This window comes from Aureispira sp. CCB-E (assembly GCF_031326345.1).
GTDB lineage: Bacteria > Bacteroidota > Bacteroidia > Chitinophagales > Saprospiraceae > Aureispira.
This window is the reverse complement of record NZ_CP133671.1, coordinates 527,642-543,380: the sequence shown is the minus strand read 5'-3', so window position 1 is coordinate 543,380 and position 15,739 is coordinate 527,642. Positions and strand designations below refer to the sequence as shown.

Sequence of the window (15,739 nt, the reverse complement as noted above, 5' to 3'; positions counted from 1 at the left end):
AATTCCAACAGATTGTTACGAGTAGTAATAAAAAATAAATTAATTGTAATTCATCTTTTAAACAACTTCACTATTATATTTCTCAAATTTAAAAAATGTATAGGTAGATTCTATAGAATATCGTTTTATATTGTCAAGTCAAGGTAATTAATAGTATTCCTTTGCCATTTCATTCGGCATTCGATTAATTAACAGTCTGTTTTTTCAAACGTGCCCAATACGAAATACGCTGCTTTGAGTAGACACCAACCATTTCATACTAGCATCCTACTAGAACGCCAACTCACAATTCACTGTTCCATCCCTAAAATATAAAAAGAACAGCCAAAGACTGTTCTTTTTAACCCTATGTTTCGCTATAAAAATAGCAATTTAAATTTTAGTTGCGTTTCAGTTCAGGAACAGGTTGAGGTGGGATTGCCACCTCTAGCTTTTAACCTATTCCATCCCAAGCTGCAAAGTAAGTAAGTAAGTAAGTAAACTTGTTGTTGTAAGTATGTTGTTGTTGTTGTAAGTCAATTTCAAAATAACAGTTGAAAAATACTACTGATTGCTTTTTTGGTCGTAATGTTTTAGCAGTATTTTTCAAACTGTTAGAACTATGTTTTCTATTTCTACTGTTTAATCAAGGTATTTTGATATAGAAATAGATGCCTTTTATTTAAATAAAAACGGTTTTATACGCCTGTTATTGGTGAAAACGAGGGTAAAAAAAAAAGGGTTGGGTCTTTTTTTATTTTTTTTTACAATTCTTCAAAAAAGATTATTTTCTCTTTTGCACCTTAGTCTATTTCAACTCTATAAACCCCGCTACAATGGGCATTTCAAAAAAAAAGCCTGTATAAATGTACGTTAGAAAAACATTTATACAGGCTTCATTTTTTTTATTCTAAGTTTATTCTTTTTCCATCGGCAGGTTTGCTTGTACTCGATCAGAAGCTACAACTCCCATGGTAGAAACAGGCAACGAACTTTCTTTGTATCCCATACACTGACCAGAGATGGTATACTTTTGATCAGGCTCTAATCGCACCTCTATTTCTCCTTGAGCATTTACATCCAAAACCGTTTCTTCTTGTGTAAACTTATTTTTGACAACTACTTTAGCATCGCTCAAAGGTCTAGAATTCGCAACATCCATTACTTTTAAGACAACAGCAAGCACAATATCTTCGCTAGGTGTCGGTGTTGGTTCTGTATTTACTGGAGGATTGTTGGTTGGGTTTCCAGTTGAACTAGGATTGTTGGTTGGTGTCGACTCCGTATTCGTTGGATCTGATTTGTCGTCAGGAAGTGGAGTATTCTTTGGCTCATCAGCCTTCGGTAAATCTATTTCTCCTTTGTTAGCCTTATCCGCCAAAAAAGCAATGTACTCATCATCTGTCATACCATCTGGGCGTTTAGGAATATCGCTTAAAATAACAGGATGTTCGATTTCTGAAATACCAATACTCGTTCTAGGTGGAATTCCCTCTGGCAAGATTTGTTTTTCGGCACCAACCAAAACAAATTTAAAAATATCATAACTCTTAGCTCTATTAGACGATAAAAAACCTTGAGTTTGATCATCTGACATAATAAAAGAAACGTCACTAAAAGAAGAATTAAACGGCTGCCCTAAATTTTCGATTGGCAACCAATCTACTCCATTTCCAAGTGGACGAGTGCGAAAGATATCATAACCACCAAAACCAGGGTGTCCTTTTGAAGAAAAATACAAATCTCCATCTGGATGAATATAAGGCCAAGCATCATCTTTCTCGGTATTAATATCTTTTCCTAAGTTAATAGGATACGTCCAGCTATTGTCCTCATAATTACTCATCCATATATCTAGCCCTCCAAATGTTCCCTTCATATCAGAAGCAAAATACAAGGTTCTGCCATCGGCTGATAGTGTTGGATGTGTAAAATTACTTCCTTGCATTAAAAATTCCAATGGGCGCGCTTCTGTCCAACGACCATCTCGAAAAGACGAAGTCCAAATTTGCAAAACAGTTCCTCCATCTCTTGTTGGAACACTTTGAGAATAAAATACATGCAGACCATCTCTTGAAAAAGCGGCAGGACCATCGTGGCGTTCGTTACTATTCAAAGATTGTGTAAATTTTTCAGAACGTTTCAAATTTCCTTCGGCATTAACACCACTTACACGCATATTCAAAAAGCCCCTTGTGCGCATATCCCCCAAATCTTCGCCCAATTCATCCGAAGCAAACACAACCCCATCTCCGTAGTACGTAATTCCGATTTGGCGAGTAGCAGTATCATTAACCAAATCTTGGTTTAAGATATCAACATTCGTAAACAAAGGCTCAATATTCTCAATATCTTTACATTGCTGTATCAACGCGGCTGGCTCAGTCGATTCTGGGTTCTTTTGAGCATATATTTCAAATTGCTTGATGGCTTCGTCATACCTTCCCAAAGACATTAAGACTTTTCCATATTCCAAATAAATAGATTGTCGGTCATCCCCGTATTGCATGACTTGCTGATACAGTTCTTTAGCTTTAAATGGATAATCCATTAAGCGGTAACTATTTGCCAAGTTCATTTTTGCATCTACCCCTAAAAGCTTCGCTCCCGCAGTAGAGTTCCACAGCTTTTCGTATTCTACAACAGCATTCGTATAGTCTTTTTCTTTATAAAAAGCATTTCCCTTTTTTAAGTGCTGTATTCTTTGGGCATGAATATTGGATACAGTTAGCAAAACGCTAAATACTAGTATTATAATTCTCATATTTTTTTTTATTTGATAACGTTTTGCTAAGATAGCAAGTTTTGCTTATTTTAGACAAGCTTTCTTTTACAAAACATTACTTTTCTTATAAAAATACTTAATTCCCAGAATCAATAAGAATGATTCTCTTTCAATTGATAAAGTAGTAGTAGTATTATAAGCCCTTTAGTGTTGAGAGTACACATTTGATGAGAACTCCTAAAATACAACATTATTTTGTGAAATCCTTTTTTTAAGCAAACAAAAACAAAAAATTATGAAAACATTAATGCTTACACTTTTTGCTCTTTTGGCTTTGGTGTCAACTAGTTGGGGACAAATAGAATCTCCTGTCAAAGAAGAGACAAAAGCCAACAGCAAAGGTAGTTTTAACGCCTTAACAATGGAATTACCTGGCACAACAGCAAAGGGGGTCAACAAAGCTTGGGGGAAATTCATCAAGAAGCTAAAAGGCAAGACAAAATTCGATCGTAAAATGAACGAATATATTGCTGACGATGCCACGATCAAAGATATGAGTGACAACACCGTCGATATTATTCTAAAAATCGAAGAAAGAGGTCAAGAAGGAACAGCAATAGCTGTTTGGTTCAATTTGGGTGCTTCTTATCTCTCCTCTAAAGATTATCCCGAGCGCTACCCTGCTGGTGAGAAAATACTAAAGGATTTTGCCAATGTAGTATCAGCAGATATGATTGAAGCAGAGCTAAAAGAAGCTGAGAAAAAACTAAAAGAATTGGAAGATGCCCTCAAAAAATTAGAAAAAGAGGAAGCTCAACGCACAAAAGATATTGAGACTTACCGTGCTACCATTAAAAAAATGGAGGACAACATTGTAACAGCAGAAAGTGATATCAAAAAAAGTGAAGAAGAACAAGGCAATACAAAGTTGACAATTGAAGAGCAACAAAAAATTGTTGAAGAAATTCAAAAACGCTTAGATAGCGTAAAATAACTCGCTAAATTATTTCGAAATTTTATTCATACAAAGCCACCTAATGAGCTTTTGTCGTTCTTTCACACAGATCCAAAAGCTTAATTCGGTGGCTTTTTTCATGAAGTTTGTTTCCTTTTGCAACAACTTCTACCAAAACAGATTAACATGCAAAACACCGCACTACTTTTTATTATTTTCTTTAGTTGTATCGGTTACAACACGCAAGCACAGGAGGGTTGGACACTTTGGTTCAACAAGAATCAATTTGCCGCTCAAGATATCCCCAACTCGTTGCTTGAAAAACAACAGAAACTGTCCGCTCGTTCGTATGCTAATGTCAATTGCATTGGCTTAGCCCCTGACGGAGGATGGGTTATTTCTTATACCAATACAGCTCAGCAACCAACTGAATCGCACCTGTCTTGGGACGGTACTCATCGTGACTTTATGGCTATCTTGCAAGATATAAAAGCAGCAGGTTCTTCCATTCAACAAATTGCTTTTTCTCCAATTAACTCTTACAACAAACAAAGTTGGATTATTTTATATGATAATAATGAAGCCAACTGGAAAAATATTGCCCCCTCTCTAATCGACAAAATTATAGAACTCAATCAAACTAATAGAACAATAAAGAGTATTGGATTATCTATTAATGGAGGTTGGGTTTTGGTTGCTGATGACAATACTGTTTTTTGGGAATTGATTCCTGAAAAAATGATTTCAGAAATTAAGTTATTACAAAATAGCAATAAATTAATTCGATACGTTTCTTTCAACTTAGATAATGGTTGGGTTATTCTTTATGATAATAATGGTGCCAGTTGGGATAAAATTCCCAATAGCTTAATCACGCAAATACAAACACTACAAAAGCAAAACGAGTTTATCAAAGGAATTAATTTTTATACTATCAAAGGAAAATTATAAAATTTGAGTTGCTAGATAAGTTTTCAAACACCCCCTAACTCCATCTTTTCGCAACTGCACCTCTGTCCTTTCCCTTATTTAGGTCGATAACAACAAGTGTCAACAAACAGCGTGTGGAAGTAATTAAAAACGTATCAAGTAGTTATTTCGGTTACAAAAGTTTATATCTTTGCCAAAACTTTAATTATTAAGAATGATAAATCGCAGCAAAGCACCTCATATACAAACTGTTGGAACACTCAATTTACATCGTCCTATTGTTCATCAATTAAGCAATGGAATTCCTGTTTATGAAGTTAGTTTAGGTAGTCAAGATGTTATAAAACTAGAACTTATTTTTAAGGCAGGACGTTGGTGCGAAAAAGAAAAATTAATTGCTCGTATTACCTCTCAACTGCTCAAAGCAGGGAGTCATCAGCACAATGCAGAGCAGTTGGCTGATTTTTTTGAGTACTATGGTGCTTCTTTAAATATATACGATGGTTTTAACACCGTCAATATTCAAGTGTATTGTCTTGCCAAGCATCTAAAAATGCTGCTTCCTATGCTAGAAGAGTTGTTGACAACTCCTGCATTCCCTACCGAAGAATTGACAAAATTACTCAAACGCAATCGACAAAATTTAAAGGTGCAACTGCAAAAAAATGATGTAGTGGCTTACCGTTTGTTCACCGAAGAGTTGTTTGGATCTGAACATCCCTACGGCTACAATTCATCAGAAGATTCTTTTGACAAGGTTACACTAACTAGCATTCAACAACATTTCAAAGACAATTACACTGCAAATAATTGCACTATTTTTGTTTCTGGTAAGGTTTCTACAACAATTATTGAGTTGTTAGAGCAACACTTTGGTAGTTTGCCTTCTAGCACGACTGCTCCAGCCCCACAATGGGAATTAGCTTCGTTGCAGTTACCAAAAAAAATTCATCAAGTACTTTCTGACGACAGCTTACAAGCTTCTATTCGTATTGGACGACGTACTTTTTCTAGAGAACATCCCGATTGTGACCAATTTTATATGCTTAATATGGTATTGGGTGGATACTTTGGAGCTCGGTTAATGCAAAACCTTCGAGAGGAAAATGGATATACCTATGGCGTTTACTCTTCTTTAGAAACACTGCGTTATAGTGGTTACTGGTATATTCACACCGATGTAGGAAAAGATGTTAAAGATGCAGCCTTAACTGAAATATATCGCGAAATAGAACGTTTACAAGATAGTCCCATTCCTTTACAAGAAATGGAAATGGTACGAAATTATACGTTGGGCATGCAATTAACCGCCCTAGATGGTGTATTTAATGTCGCTAGTATCCTTAAAAGTTTGGTAACAGCTGATTTGGATGATTCGTATTATTACAAATTTATTCAAACCATCAAAACGATTACTCCTGAACAAATACAAGCGATGGCTCAAAAATATTTAAACAAGGAGGACTTACTAGAAGTTGTTATTGAATAGTAACTTTATTATTTCGTTCTTTGATTCATTCATTAGTATTTAGCTATGCTGCTACTGCGTGGTTGTGGACTTCTTGTATCATTCCATCTTACTTATCAAAGAATTTATTACGTTAAAAACCAATGATGTATCTAAAAACTATTATTAGCCTCTTTTTTTGCCTCTACTTAGGACAACAACTACAAGCGCAAGCACCAGAAGTTTGCGCTCGTTTACTCTTGGGTTCGGGACAAGACTCCGTTACTTGGCAAGGGACTCCCTGTGCAGGTTTTGGAGGTTATGTCATTTTGGGGCAAGAAAATAATACAGGACCATTTATTCCTTTAGATACAGTTACAACAAACAATATTGTCCATTCTAATCCTAGCGAATCAATTTGGAACTATCAAGTTGGTATGTTATGTAACGGTACATTAACCAGCCTTTCTACAACGGTTAGCAATCAACGACCAGTTACCCCTGATTTGTTAAGTGTGAATATTGTTGGTAATTTTCCTGTTATCAGTTGGTCTGCCAGCCCTAGCCCAGAAGTTATTGGTTATCAACTATACAAAGAAAACCCTTATGGCTCAGGGAATTACTTTCCCTATCCCAATGCTAGCACCATCATCACCACAACAACTTATACCGATGTTACTGCTGTTGATTTGCTTGCACGGTATGCCATTATTGCTGTCAGTTCTTGTAACAAAAGTCTTCTTGGCTTGGGTGACCCTGTTGATGGAACCACAGGACCTCATACATCAATGGTTCTTCAAGGTACAATTGATTCTTGCAGTCGTGCTATTTCGATCCAATGGAATGCCTATGAAAATTGGAAAGATGGTGTTTTAAACTATGAAATATGGTTGAACAAAAACGGCACTGGTTTTCAGCGTCTGGAAACGCTTTCTAGAACGGCTACACAGTATAATTATAACAATGCGCAAGACAACGATATTTTAGTTTTTCAAATCAGAGCAATAGAAAAAAACAAGACTAATCAGGCACTGTCTAACCACTTGCGTTTTGATGTTCGGGTCAACCGTCCTATGGATTTTCTACATTTAACCAAATTAACCGTTACAAATGATAATGAAATTGACATCAGTTGGGAATGGGATACTGATGTTGATTATGCTGGTGGCAACCTTTTGAGTGGCACAAATCGGAATGAATTATCCTCTCGCTTGTCGTTACCTGTCATCGGTTCAGTAGCCAATGGTTTTACAGACAATCAAGTAGAACCTTACAAAAACAGTTATTATTACCAAGTTCAAACAGAAGATGCTTGTGGACATATTGTTACTAGTAATTTAGGGCAGACCATCTTCTTAGAAGCAGAGGCTTTAGAAAACTTTGAAAATCATATTACTTGGACCGCCAATACATTGGAATATGGCACGGTTCAAGAATATTGGTTGTACAAATATACGGGCAATTCTCCTCAACGCATTGCTATTTTACCTCCTACGACTCTTTCCTATACAGACGTCTTGGATGTAACCAATGAAAATGAGGCAGAAAATTGTTATTTTGTTATTGCCAATGTCAGCTTAAGTTTTCCGAATGGTCAATCCACTTTTACTCAAAGTCAATCCAATAGAGGCTGTGCGGTTCAAGGCTCTAATATTCAAATTCCCAATGCGGTCTCTCCCAATGGAAAAAATCGTTCTTTTCGTCCTCTGATTGTTTTTAGTCGTAGCATTCACAACTACTCTATGCTTATTTTTGATCGTTATGGTCAACAAATTTTTGAAACCAACGATCTGTATGATGGATGGGACGGCACGAAAGATGGGCAATCGCTCAAAATGGGTATGTATGTGTATTTGATTCGATTTCAAGCACCTGACGGTACTTGGATTGAACGTCGTGGAACGGTGATGCTGGTGCGGTAGGGGCGGTTATTTTCTCTTTAATCTCTTTCGATCCAATTACTTTATCTAAAATTTCATCTAGTTTATACTTTAACTTAAAGTAAGTTCTCAATAAACTCTTTCTAATAAAAGTTCCTTTTTTTTCTTCAAAATTTTATTAATATTCTAAACCTTTCTTCACATAAATTTTAAGGTTTTATCACTCTCCTCTATTGCTTTTCTCCTCAATCATTTGTAAATTGCTAGTTTATTATTTATTATAAAAAAAGAGAAGATAATAACACACAACAATTATACATATGAAAACAAAAAAAGAGATTGTCGATAATTGGCTGCCTAGATATACGGGCACAGAACTAGAAGAATTTGGTGAATACATTCTCTTAGTCAACTTTAGCGGCTATGTGGTAGAATTTGCAGAGATGCACAATGTGGAAATGAAAGGTTTTGGCAAAGCCATGCAAACAGCTACCGCAGATGGAATTACAATTATCAATTTTGGTATGGGAAGTCCTAATGCTGCTACAATAATGGATTTGCTAACAGCAATTAGCCCCAAAGCTTGTCTATTCTTAGGAAAATGTGGGGGATTGCGAAGTGATAAAAATAAAGTAGGCGACCTAATTTTGCCAATTGCTGCCATCAGAGGAGAAGGTACGTCAGATGATTATTTCCCACCAGAAGTTCCTGCACTACCTGCCTTTGCTTTACAAAAAGCAATTTCTACCACTATTCGTGACAATGACCTAGATTACTGGACAGGGACAGTTTATACCACCAACCGCCGAGTTTGGGAACACGATTTGGAATTTAAAGATTATTTGCGAGCCATTCGTTGTTTGGCTATTGATATGGAAACGGCAACTTTATTTATCACAGCTTTTCGCAACAAAATTTCTGCGGGGGCATTATTATTAGTATCTGATATGCCAATGACCCCTGAAGGTGTCAAAACGTCACAAAGTGATAATGCTGTTACAAAAAATTTCGTTAACAGGCACTTAGAGATTGGAATACAATCACTAAAACAATTAATTAATAATGGATTAACTGTTAAACATTTGCATTTCTAAGTTTTACGGTGCTATAACGTATTAGACACCATTACGATTCACTAAGGACATCTGGATAAAACCGTATGTCCATTTTTTATGCATTGTGGTAAATTTCGCTAACTTTGTTTTGTTCCTTACTCCGTCAAAAAATCAACGGAGTATTATTGATTAATACTTTGTATAAAAATGTTTTTATAAACTCGGATTTAACGCATTGTTCTTAAATCCTGCAACTACATTAATAAAATGAAATTCCATATAGAAATTATTGTTGATATCTCTTTTGCGAAATTACTAGAGTTGTTTGAGAATCCTGATAATTTAAAAAAATGGCAACCTAATGTTATCAGTTTTACTCCCCTATCTGGCGAAATAGGTCATGTTGGGGCTACTGCCGAAATTCGTTACAACATGGTTGTAAAAGAAATTGTCATGAAAGAAACTATTCTGAAACGCAATATTCCAGATGAATTTGTATTGCGTTATGACTCTGATGGTGTTACCAATACCGTCACCAATAATTTCAAAGAGATTGCTCCCAACAAAACTCGCTGGATTATGGAGAACAACTTCAAATTTAGTGGTCTTATGAAATATGCCGCCTTAGCAATGAAAGGCATTTTCAAAAAACAAACAGAACTAACGATGGAGCGTTTTAAAAAATTTGCTGAAGAAATTTCCAAAGAAGAGGACTAGCCCTCTTAATACTATACTTGATTAGAAGATTTGAGTCAATACATTACTATTATTCCTCTTTTAATCTTCTAATCAAGTATATCGCACCATTCTTTAACCTTTTAATCTCCCGATTTGAATGAGAATTGCATGCACGCTCTTGCTTTGTGGCCTCACTATTTTATCTTTTGGGCAAACGGTAGCTCCTGTTGATTTGAATAATATTACAATAGCACGAGATGAATGGGGCGTTCCTCATATTTTTACCCAAACGGATGTTGAGGCAGCCTATGGTCTAGCTTGGGCTCACTGTGAAGATAACTTTGAACAAGTCCAAGAACCTTTTTTAGCTGCCAAAGGAATATTTGGAGCTGTACTAGGAAAAGAAGGCGCTTTATTTGATGCTATTAGCTTTTTGATAAAATCTAGGGAGGTCGTTGAAGAAAAGTACGAAACTACTTTTTCGCCCAAATTCAAGCAAATGCTAACAGCTTATGCCAGTGCTGTCAATCGTTATGCCGAACTGCATCCTAAAGAAATTAGACACAAGAAATTATTTCCAATTACACCCAAAGATATTGCCGTTGCCTACAATATTTCAACGTCTTTGATTTCTAATATTCAGTTTAACTTAGGTCGTTTATTTGAAAATAACTTAGAGCCCATCACTTCTAGCAATAAAAAAAACTTGAGTGCGGGGTCAAATGGGATTGCTATTGCACCACACAAAACACAAGAAGGCAAAACTTTTTTAGTTTCTAATTCTCATCAACCACTTCGCTCTTACTTATCGTGGTATGAAGTCCACATCCATACCGAAGAAGGTTGGAATTTTACAGGAGCAACATTTTGCGGTGGTATTACTCCTTTTGTCGGCACCAACGAGCACTTGGGATGGACGCACTGTGTCAATTACAACGATTATTCGGATGTTTTTGAACTAAAAATGCACCCAAAAGAAAAATTAAAATATCAACTGGATGGAAAATGGTTGGATTTAGAAGAACGTATTTGGAAAGCAACTGTAAAAGTTTGGATTTTTAAGTTTGGCATTAGAAAAAAATTTTATTGGAGCAAGTACGGTCCTGTTGTTAAAAACAAAACTGGTTTTTATGCCTTGCGTTTTCCTTCTAATATGGTTATTGGTGCTCCTGAGCAATGGTACCACATGAATAAGGCAACTAATTTAGACGAATTTAAAGCAGCACTCAACCTTCAGCAGCAGCCTAGCATTAGTACGACATACGCTGACAAGGAAGGCAATATTTTATTTGTTGACAATGGTTTGTTTCCTTATAGAAATCCCAATTATAATTGGAAAAATATAGTTCCTGGCGATACCTCAGCAACACTATGGGCACCCAATTTCATGCCCATGGATAGTATTCTAACGGTAGAAAACCCTCCCTCTGGATATGTATTTCATATGAATGGAACAGGTTTTAATTCTACAGCAGATGCTGACAATCCTAATCCTGCGGACTACAACCCAACGATGGGATACATTACAGGAAATCTCCCTAGACAATTACGATTTAAGGATTTGATAGCACAATACGATCAACTGAGTTATGAAGATTTTAAAAGAATTAAATACGATTATAAACATCGTTTCCCGCTCTATACGAGAACCATACAAAATTGGGATTTGATTAGACACTTATCTCCAAAGAAATATCCTAAAATTGCGGATATTATTGCTGTTTTTTCCAAATGGGATGGCAATGCAGATGTTCACAACAAACAAGCAGCTATCTTTCTTCTTTCTACAATTTATATTTCTGATTATAGAAGCGAAAGAGGACTCTCTGATATTCCAGGCACAATGGAAGAAGCGACTTTTGCCGATGCCTTACTATATGCTAAAAAATATCTTTTAAAGCATTTCAAAAGCTTAGAGATAGAACTAGGTGATTTGCAAAAACATGTTCGAGGTACTAAAGTAGAACCTGTTGGGGGCGTTGGTGAATCTATTGCAGCCATGTATACAGTCCCTTGGAAAAAAGGTATGCGTCAAAGTGACTTAGGAGAATCGTTTATTCTTTTTGCCACTTATAACAAAAATGGTGTTGAAAAAATAGAAAGCATCAATTGTTACGGTGCTTCTAATCGCCCAGAAAGTCCGCATTACAACGATCAAATGGATTTGTATTTACAACAAAAAACAAAGGTAATGAGTCTTAATAAGACAACCATTTTAGAAACCGCTAAAAAAATCTATCATCCTCAGTAATTGAAATAAAAAAACTACTTTGGTGACTCCATTGTTAGACATTATAATAGAGTCACCAATTGTTGTTTATAACTGATTAAAAGAATATCATGTCAACCCAAGTATTACTCCTTTCTGAACGCCCTAGTTATTCCTCAATCAACTGAATGCCATCATCAGGATTTTTAGCTCCTACTTGTGTGATTTTGTATCGAGCAGAGAGCATTATATAACGTCCTAATGTATTGGCTCTACTCTCCAAAATCATATCATTCTGGCTAATGCGTCGAACAGATAGTTGCTGATCTAAAATATTAAATACTCGTAGCTCAATTTTTAATTGGTTGGCATCTAAAAACGTTCGGCTAATTCCCGCTGACCACATTGGAATGTATATGTTCTCCGCAAAAGAAGGGTCAGCATATATCTTATAATCAAAACTTGTATTGATGTTCCATTTTTTTGCAATAGTCACTTTTACATCGCTATAAGCAACATAGTTGAGATAACTTGTATTGAGTGAATTATTAATTGAGAACGCACTTTTATTGAAGTCTATTCGAGTTCCAACGATTGCATCAACTATTTTCTTTTTACGATTTTCTAAACTTGCTTTAAATGTATACCGCTGCGTCAACTCCTCGTTAGCAACTGCATTAATTTGACTTGTTCGTTGATTCACTTCAGCATTTACTCCTATATTAAACTTGATTCCCAAGACTTTGATTGGTCGACTAAAACTCAAGTACAATCGCCCTTGATATCCCACCGTTGTATTTTCTGGTTGGTAACGTATTCGCAAGTTTTCATCAATTACCTGATTGTCTACAATCTGATTTTGTAATACTGTAAAAGAAGCATTTGCAAAAAATGAAGTAAATGAGAATTGTTCAAATAAGTTGTATTGAATATCTATTTCGTGGTGGTACTCTGGATTTAAATTAGGATTACCAATATACAAAGCTAAAGGACTATTATTATTAATAATTGGTTGTAACTGTTGTATTTGAGGCTCTTTTATCCTTGTTTGATAACGAAAATCCAAATTACTTGAGTTACTAATTTTATAATCTAGAGCAATTGCGCCCAATGGATAATAATAAGTTCTTGCTAAATCAGCTTGACCATTGGTAAAAATTCCTTTGAGGAAACTGCGTTGCAAAGCGGCTTCTATTGTAATGGTATAGGGCTTTTGATTCCGTTGGAAACGTGCTGTTAGGGTTTGGTAATTGTATTCTTTTTGAAATAGATTGCTCAATGCGGAATTGATTAGATTATTTCCATGCTCAATATCATATACTTGCCGATCTTTTGTATCTAAATTCAACATTCCGACCAACTTAATATCTAAAAAGTTTCGTTTACCGAGCGGCTCTATAAAAGAAAATTCAGCTCCATAAATTTGCTGATTGCCCAGCACCAGTTGATCCTGATTCAGAGAATCGACCAATTGTAAACTACCACCATCATTGTACAAATTAGTTGTCGAAATATTGGTACTTGTTTGATTGTCTTTGCTATAACCAAACACCAAATTTGACATTAATACTCGTCCTTTTTTCTTGAATTTTTTTCGATACAGTACGTTAGAGTTTAACCCCCATCCCAATTGTTTTTGGTTATAACCTTGATCAATTTCATTAAGCAACTGGTTGTTTCCACCAAAACTCTGTTCTCTTGTCTGGCGATTAGATGCAGCATCATTCCATTTGAACCTTATCTCAAATTTTAAGTCTTGTGTTGGGTCAAACTCATGCGTAAAAGTCGAATTAAGGTTGTGATTTCCTGCTTGAACAGTACTATTAAGCCAACTATTACGAATAAAAAACTGATTGAGATTGACGGATCTCGAAAAATTATACGCATCCTTTTCTCGATTTAGAATACTATAAAAATAATGGGTGCTCCATTCTGTTTTATTACTAATAAACCAATTAAAATTGACGCCTCCACCAATTGTTTGTGCGATTCCTTCTTGATTATTCATCAATAAAGCTCCTAAAGGATCATCTTCACTAATTTCCAAATTAAGGCTTCCACCAGACATCATGGATTGAATGCCTCCCATCAAATTAATATAATCCATAAAGCTAAAACTTTCCTCATTGATATTATTAATTGCCCCAATGGTAGACAAGCGCACTTTTGGATTAAAATAATTCAAACTTACATTGCCCAAATAACGATGGTTTTCTGAAGTAGCTTCAAACTGATCTGGAACAGAGTAACCATATCCACCTTCTAAGTGTCCAAAAAAACCATGCTTTTTATCTTCTTTTAGGGTTAGGTTAATGGTCTTTTTTTCAACACCATCATCCACACCAGAAAACTCAGCCATCTCTGATTTTCGATCATAAACCTGAACTTTATTAATCGCATCAGCAGGCAAATTTTTCATTGCCACTTCAGGATTATCTCCAAAAAACTCTTTTCCATCGACTAAGATTCGATCTACTGTTTCTCCCTGCGCCTTGATCGTTCCATCACGTTCGACCTGCACCCCTGGCAATTTTTTTAGCAACGCTTCTACATTATCGTGTTCTTGTGTTTCAAAAGCATCTGCACTATACTCTAGCGTGTCCCCATTCATACGAATAGGAATACGTTCTTCAACGACCTCTATAGATTCTAGCAACTCACTTTTTTCTTTCAAAACAATAGTTCCCAAGTCCATTTTTTGGTTCAAGTCCAGTATCTTTTCATAATCTTCATACCCCATGTAACTAATTTTCAACAGGTAATTCGTTCTTTTAGGTGCTGTTATTTTGAAAATTCCCTTTTCATTGGTCAGTGCATATTCCTCCATGGTAGAGTCTGGTAAATTTAATAGCAAGACCGTTGCACCAACTAATTCTGTTGCATTTTCATCTGTCAAGGTTGCTGATAATCCGTAATAATTTTGTCCATACCCAAAAAAAGATAGGCATAAAAAGCAGGTTGTAAAAAAGATACATTTCATAATTAAGAAGAGGATTGATAAGGTGAATTAAAGTGATAGCATGCAGCTTTTACACTGCATGATCTATCACTCAAAAGCACAAGCTATTATTGGTTATGGTTTATCGTTCAATTGTTTCGGTTTGAATAATAATATTGCCATCTCCACCATATTCATCCGCCATTTCTTTTTGTTTTTGTTCTACAATTTCTTTGAATTGAGCAGCCGTTACTTTTTTACCTTTTTTAGGGGCGACAATTTCTTTTCGATCTACTTTTTTAAATTCTACTTTAGTCGCATCAATCTTATAGGTACCATCTTTCATACGGACACTTAGAATTGCACCAGGTAACCCATGAAAACTACTAGGTCCCACTTCTACAGGAATAGCATTAGTAAACCAAGCTTCTACCGTTTCTCCATCTTCTGAAGAAGTTGTGGTAGCTTTAGTACAGGTATAACCCAATATTTCCTTTGTTTCTTTTGTTATTTTCCATTTTTCAGGTTTGGTTTCGCCAATTAGGAATTTTTTTCCAAATAGCTCTCGGCTTTCTATAGAAGATCGATTCTTAATGTTGTAGAAATAAGCACTTTCTGGAACTTCCATTTTTATTTCAAAATCAATATCTGAATCCCCATCTTGATAGGATATATCTTGCTCTGTCTCTTCTGGACTATTGGTATACAAAGATGCCTCTGGATGAAAGGTTAGTACATTTTGAGAAGACTGCTCTGTTGGTATTTGTGCCTTCATTTCTTCTGGAAGGTTTTTTAATTCCTCTAAATTGATATCTAATTGTATGGTTTCTGTATAATGGATGGTTCCTTCTGTATTTTGTGAAAAAGCTGGACTGATTAATAATAATAAAAGTACGCTTGCAAATAATGACTTCATTCTTAGTTGATTTTATAAGTTTATGAT

General features: G+C 35.6%; 10 protein-coding genes. 7 read left to right on the top strand and 3 right to left on the bottom strand.

Translation table 11 applies throughout. From position 1 onward, the window contains the following. Nucleotides 1–895 precede the first annotated feature (895 nt). The gene (locus tag QP953_RS02040; protein WP_309553801.1) at nucleotides 896–2,743 is read right to left on the bottom strand and encodes a tetratricopeptide repeat protein; all 1,848 of its coding nucleotides are present in this window, start codon (nucleotides 2,741–2,743) and stop codon (nucleotides 896–898) included. A gap of 256 nt (nucleotides 2,744–2,999) precedes the next feature. On the opposite strand from QP953_RS02040, the gene QP953_RS02035 reads away from it, so the two are divergent. The 7 genes from QP953_RS02035 to QP953_RS02005 all read left to right on the top strand — a co-directional run bounded on the left by QP953_RS02035 (nucleotide 3,000) and on the right by QP953_RS02005 (nucleotide 11,900). Further along, the gene (locus QP953_RS02035; protein ID WP_052598142.1) at nucleotides 3,000–3,698 is read left to right on the top strand and encodes a hypothetical protein; all 699 of its coding nucleotides are present in this window, start codon (nucleotides 3,000–3,002) and stop codon (nucleotides 3,696–3,698) included. Between the two features lie 147 nt (nucleotides 3,699–3,845). Next, the gene (locus QP953_RS02030; RefSeq protein WP_309553800.1) at nucleotides 3,846–4,610 is read left to right on the top strand and encodes a hypothetical protein; all 765 of its coding nucleotides are present in this window, start codon (nucleotides 3,846–3,848) and stop codon (nucleotides 4,608–4,610) included. 193 nt (nucleotides 4,611–4,803) lie between these two features. Then, nucleotides 4,804–6,078, top strand: coding sequence for a pitrilysin family protein (locus tag QP953_RS02025; RefSeq protein ID WP_309553799.1), 1,275 nt, complete (start codon nucleotides 4,804–4,806; stop codon nucleotides 6,076–6,078). A 122-nt stretch (nucleotides 6,079–6,200) separates the two neighbouring features. Further along, nucleotides 6,201–7,958 (top strand): gliding motility-associated C-terminal domain-containing protein, encoded by a 1,758-nt coding sequence (locus QP953_RS02020; protein WP_309553798.1) that lies wholly within the window; start codon nucleotides 6,201–6,203, stop codon nucleotides 7,956–7,958. A 278-nt stretch (nucleotides 7,959–8,236) separates the two neighbouring features. Next, a complete protein-coding gene (locus QP953_RS02015; RefSeq protein ID WP_052598134.1) occupies nucleotides 8,237–9,010 on the top strand; it encodes an AMP nucleosidase in 774 nt (257 codons plus the stop codon). Between the two features lie 228 nt (nucleotides 9,011–9,238). Continuing rightward, nucleotides 9,239–9,688, top strand: coding sequence for an SRPBCC family protein (locus tag QP953_RS02010; RefSeq protein WP_309553797.1), 450 nt, complete (start codon nucleotides 9,239–9,241; stop codon nucleotides 9,686–9,688). Between the two features lie 118 nt (nucleotides 9,689–9,806). Continuing rightward, nucleotides 9,807–11,900, top strand: a complete 2,094-nt coding sequence (locus QP953_RS02005) for a penicillin acylase family protein (protein WP_309553796.1) — start codon at nucleotides 9,807–9,809, stop codon at nucleotides 11,898–11,900. Between the two features lie 127 nt (nucleotides 11,901–12,027). Here the strand turns inward: QP953_RS02005 and QP953_RS02000 are convergent, their stop codons facing one another. Further along, a complete protein-coding gene (locus QP953_RS02000; protein WP_309553795.1) occupies nucleotides 12,028–14,838 on the bottom strand; it encodes an outer membrane beta-barrel protein in 2,811 nt (936 codons plus the stop codon). A gap of 100 nt (nucleotides 14,839–14,938) precedes the next feature. Continuing rightward, nucleotides 14,939–15,712, bottom strand: a complete 774-nt coding sequence (locus QP953_RS01995; RefSeq protein WP_052598125.1) for a GLPGLI family protein — start codon at nucleotides 15,710–15,712, stop codon at nucleotides 14,939–14,941. Nucleotides 15,713–15,739: the final 27 nt, after the last annotated feature.

What these genes read in the sequence shown, in the direction of transcription:
- QP953_RS02040 (WP_309553801.1), bottom strand. Translation starts at nt 2,743, where the DNA reads ATGAGAATTATAATACTAGTATTTAGCGTTTTGCTAACTGTATCCAAT.
- QP953_RS02025 (WP_309553799.1), top strand. Translation starts at nt 4,804, where the DNA reads ATGATAAATCGCAGCAAAGCACCTCATATACAAACTGTTGGAACACTC.
- QP953_RS02010 (WP_309553797.1), top strand. Translation starts at nt 9,239, where the DNA reads ATGAAATTCCATATAGAAATTATTGTTGATATCTCTTTTGCGAAATTA.
- QP953_RS01995 (WP_052598125.1), bottom strand. Translation starts at nt 15,712, where the DNA reads ATGAAGTCATTATTTGCAAGCGTACTTTTATTATTATTAATCAGTCCA.
- QP953_RS02035 (WP_052598142.1), top strand. Translation starts at nt 3,000, where the DNA reads ATGAAAACATTAATGCTTACACTTTTTGCTCTTTTGGCTTTGGTGTCA.
- QP953_RS02015 (WP_052598134.1), top strand. Translation starts at nt 8,237, where the DNA reads ATGAAAACAAAAAAAGAGATTGTCGATAATTGGCTGCCTAGATATACG.
- QP953_RS02030 (WP_309553800.1), top strand. Translation starts at nt 3,846, where the DNA reads ATGCAAAACACCGCACTACTTTTTATTATTTTCTTTAGTTGTATCGGT.
- QP953_RS02000 (WP_309553795.1), bottom strand. Translation starts at nt 14,838, where the DNA reads ATGAAATGTATCTTTTTTACAACCTGCTTTTTATGCCTATCTTTTTTT.
- QP953_RS02005 (WP_309553796.1), top strand. Translation starts at nt 9,807, where the DNA reads ATGAGAATTGCATGCACGCTCTTGCTTTGTGGCCTCACTATTTTATCT.
- QP953_RS02020 (WP_309553798.1), top strand. Translation starts at nt 6,201, where the DNA reads ATGATGTATCTAAAAACTATTATTAGCCTCTTTTTTTGCCTCTACTTA.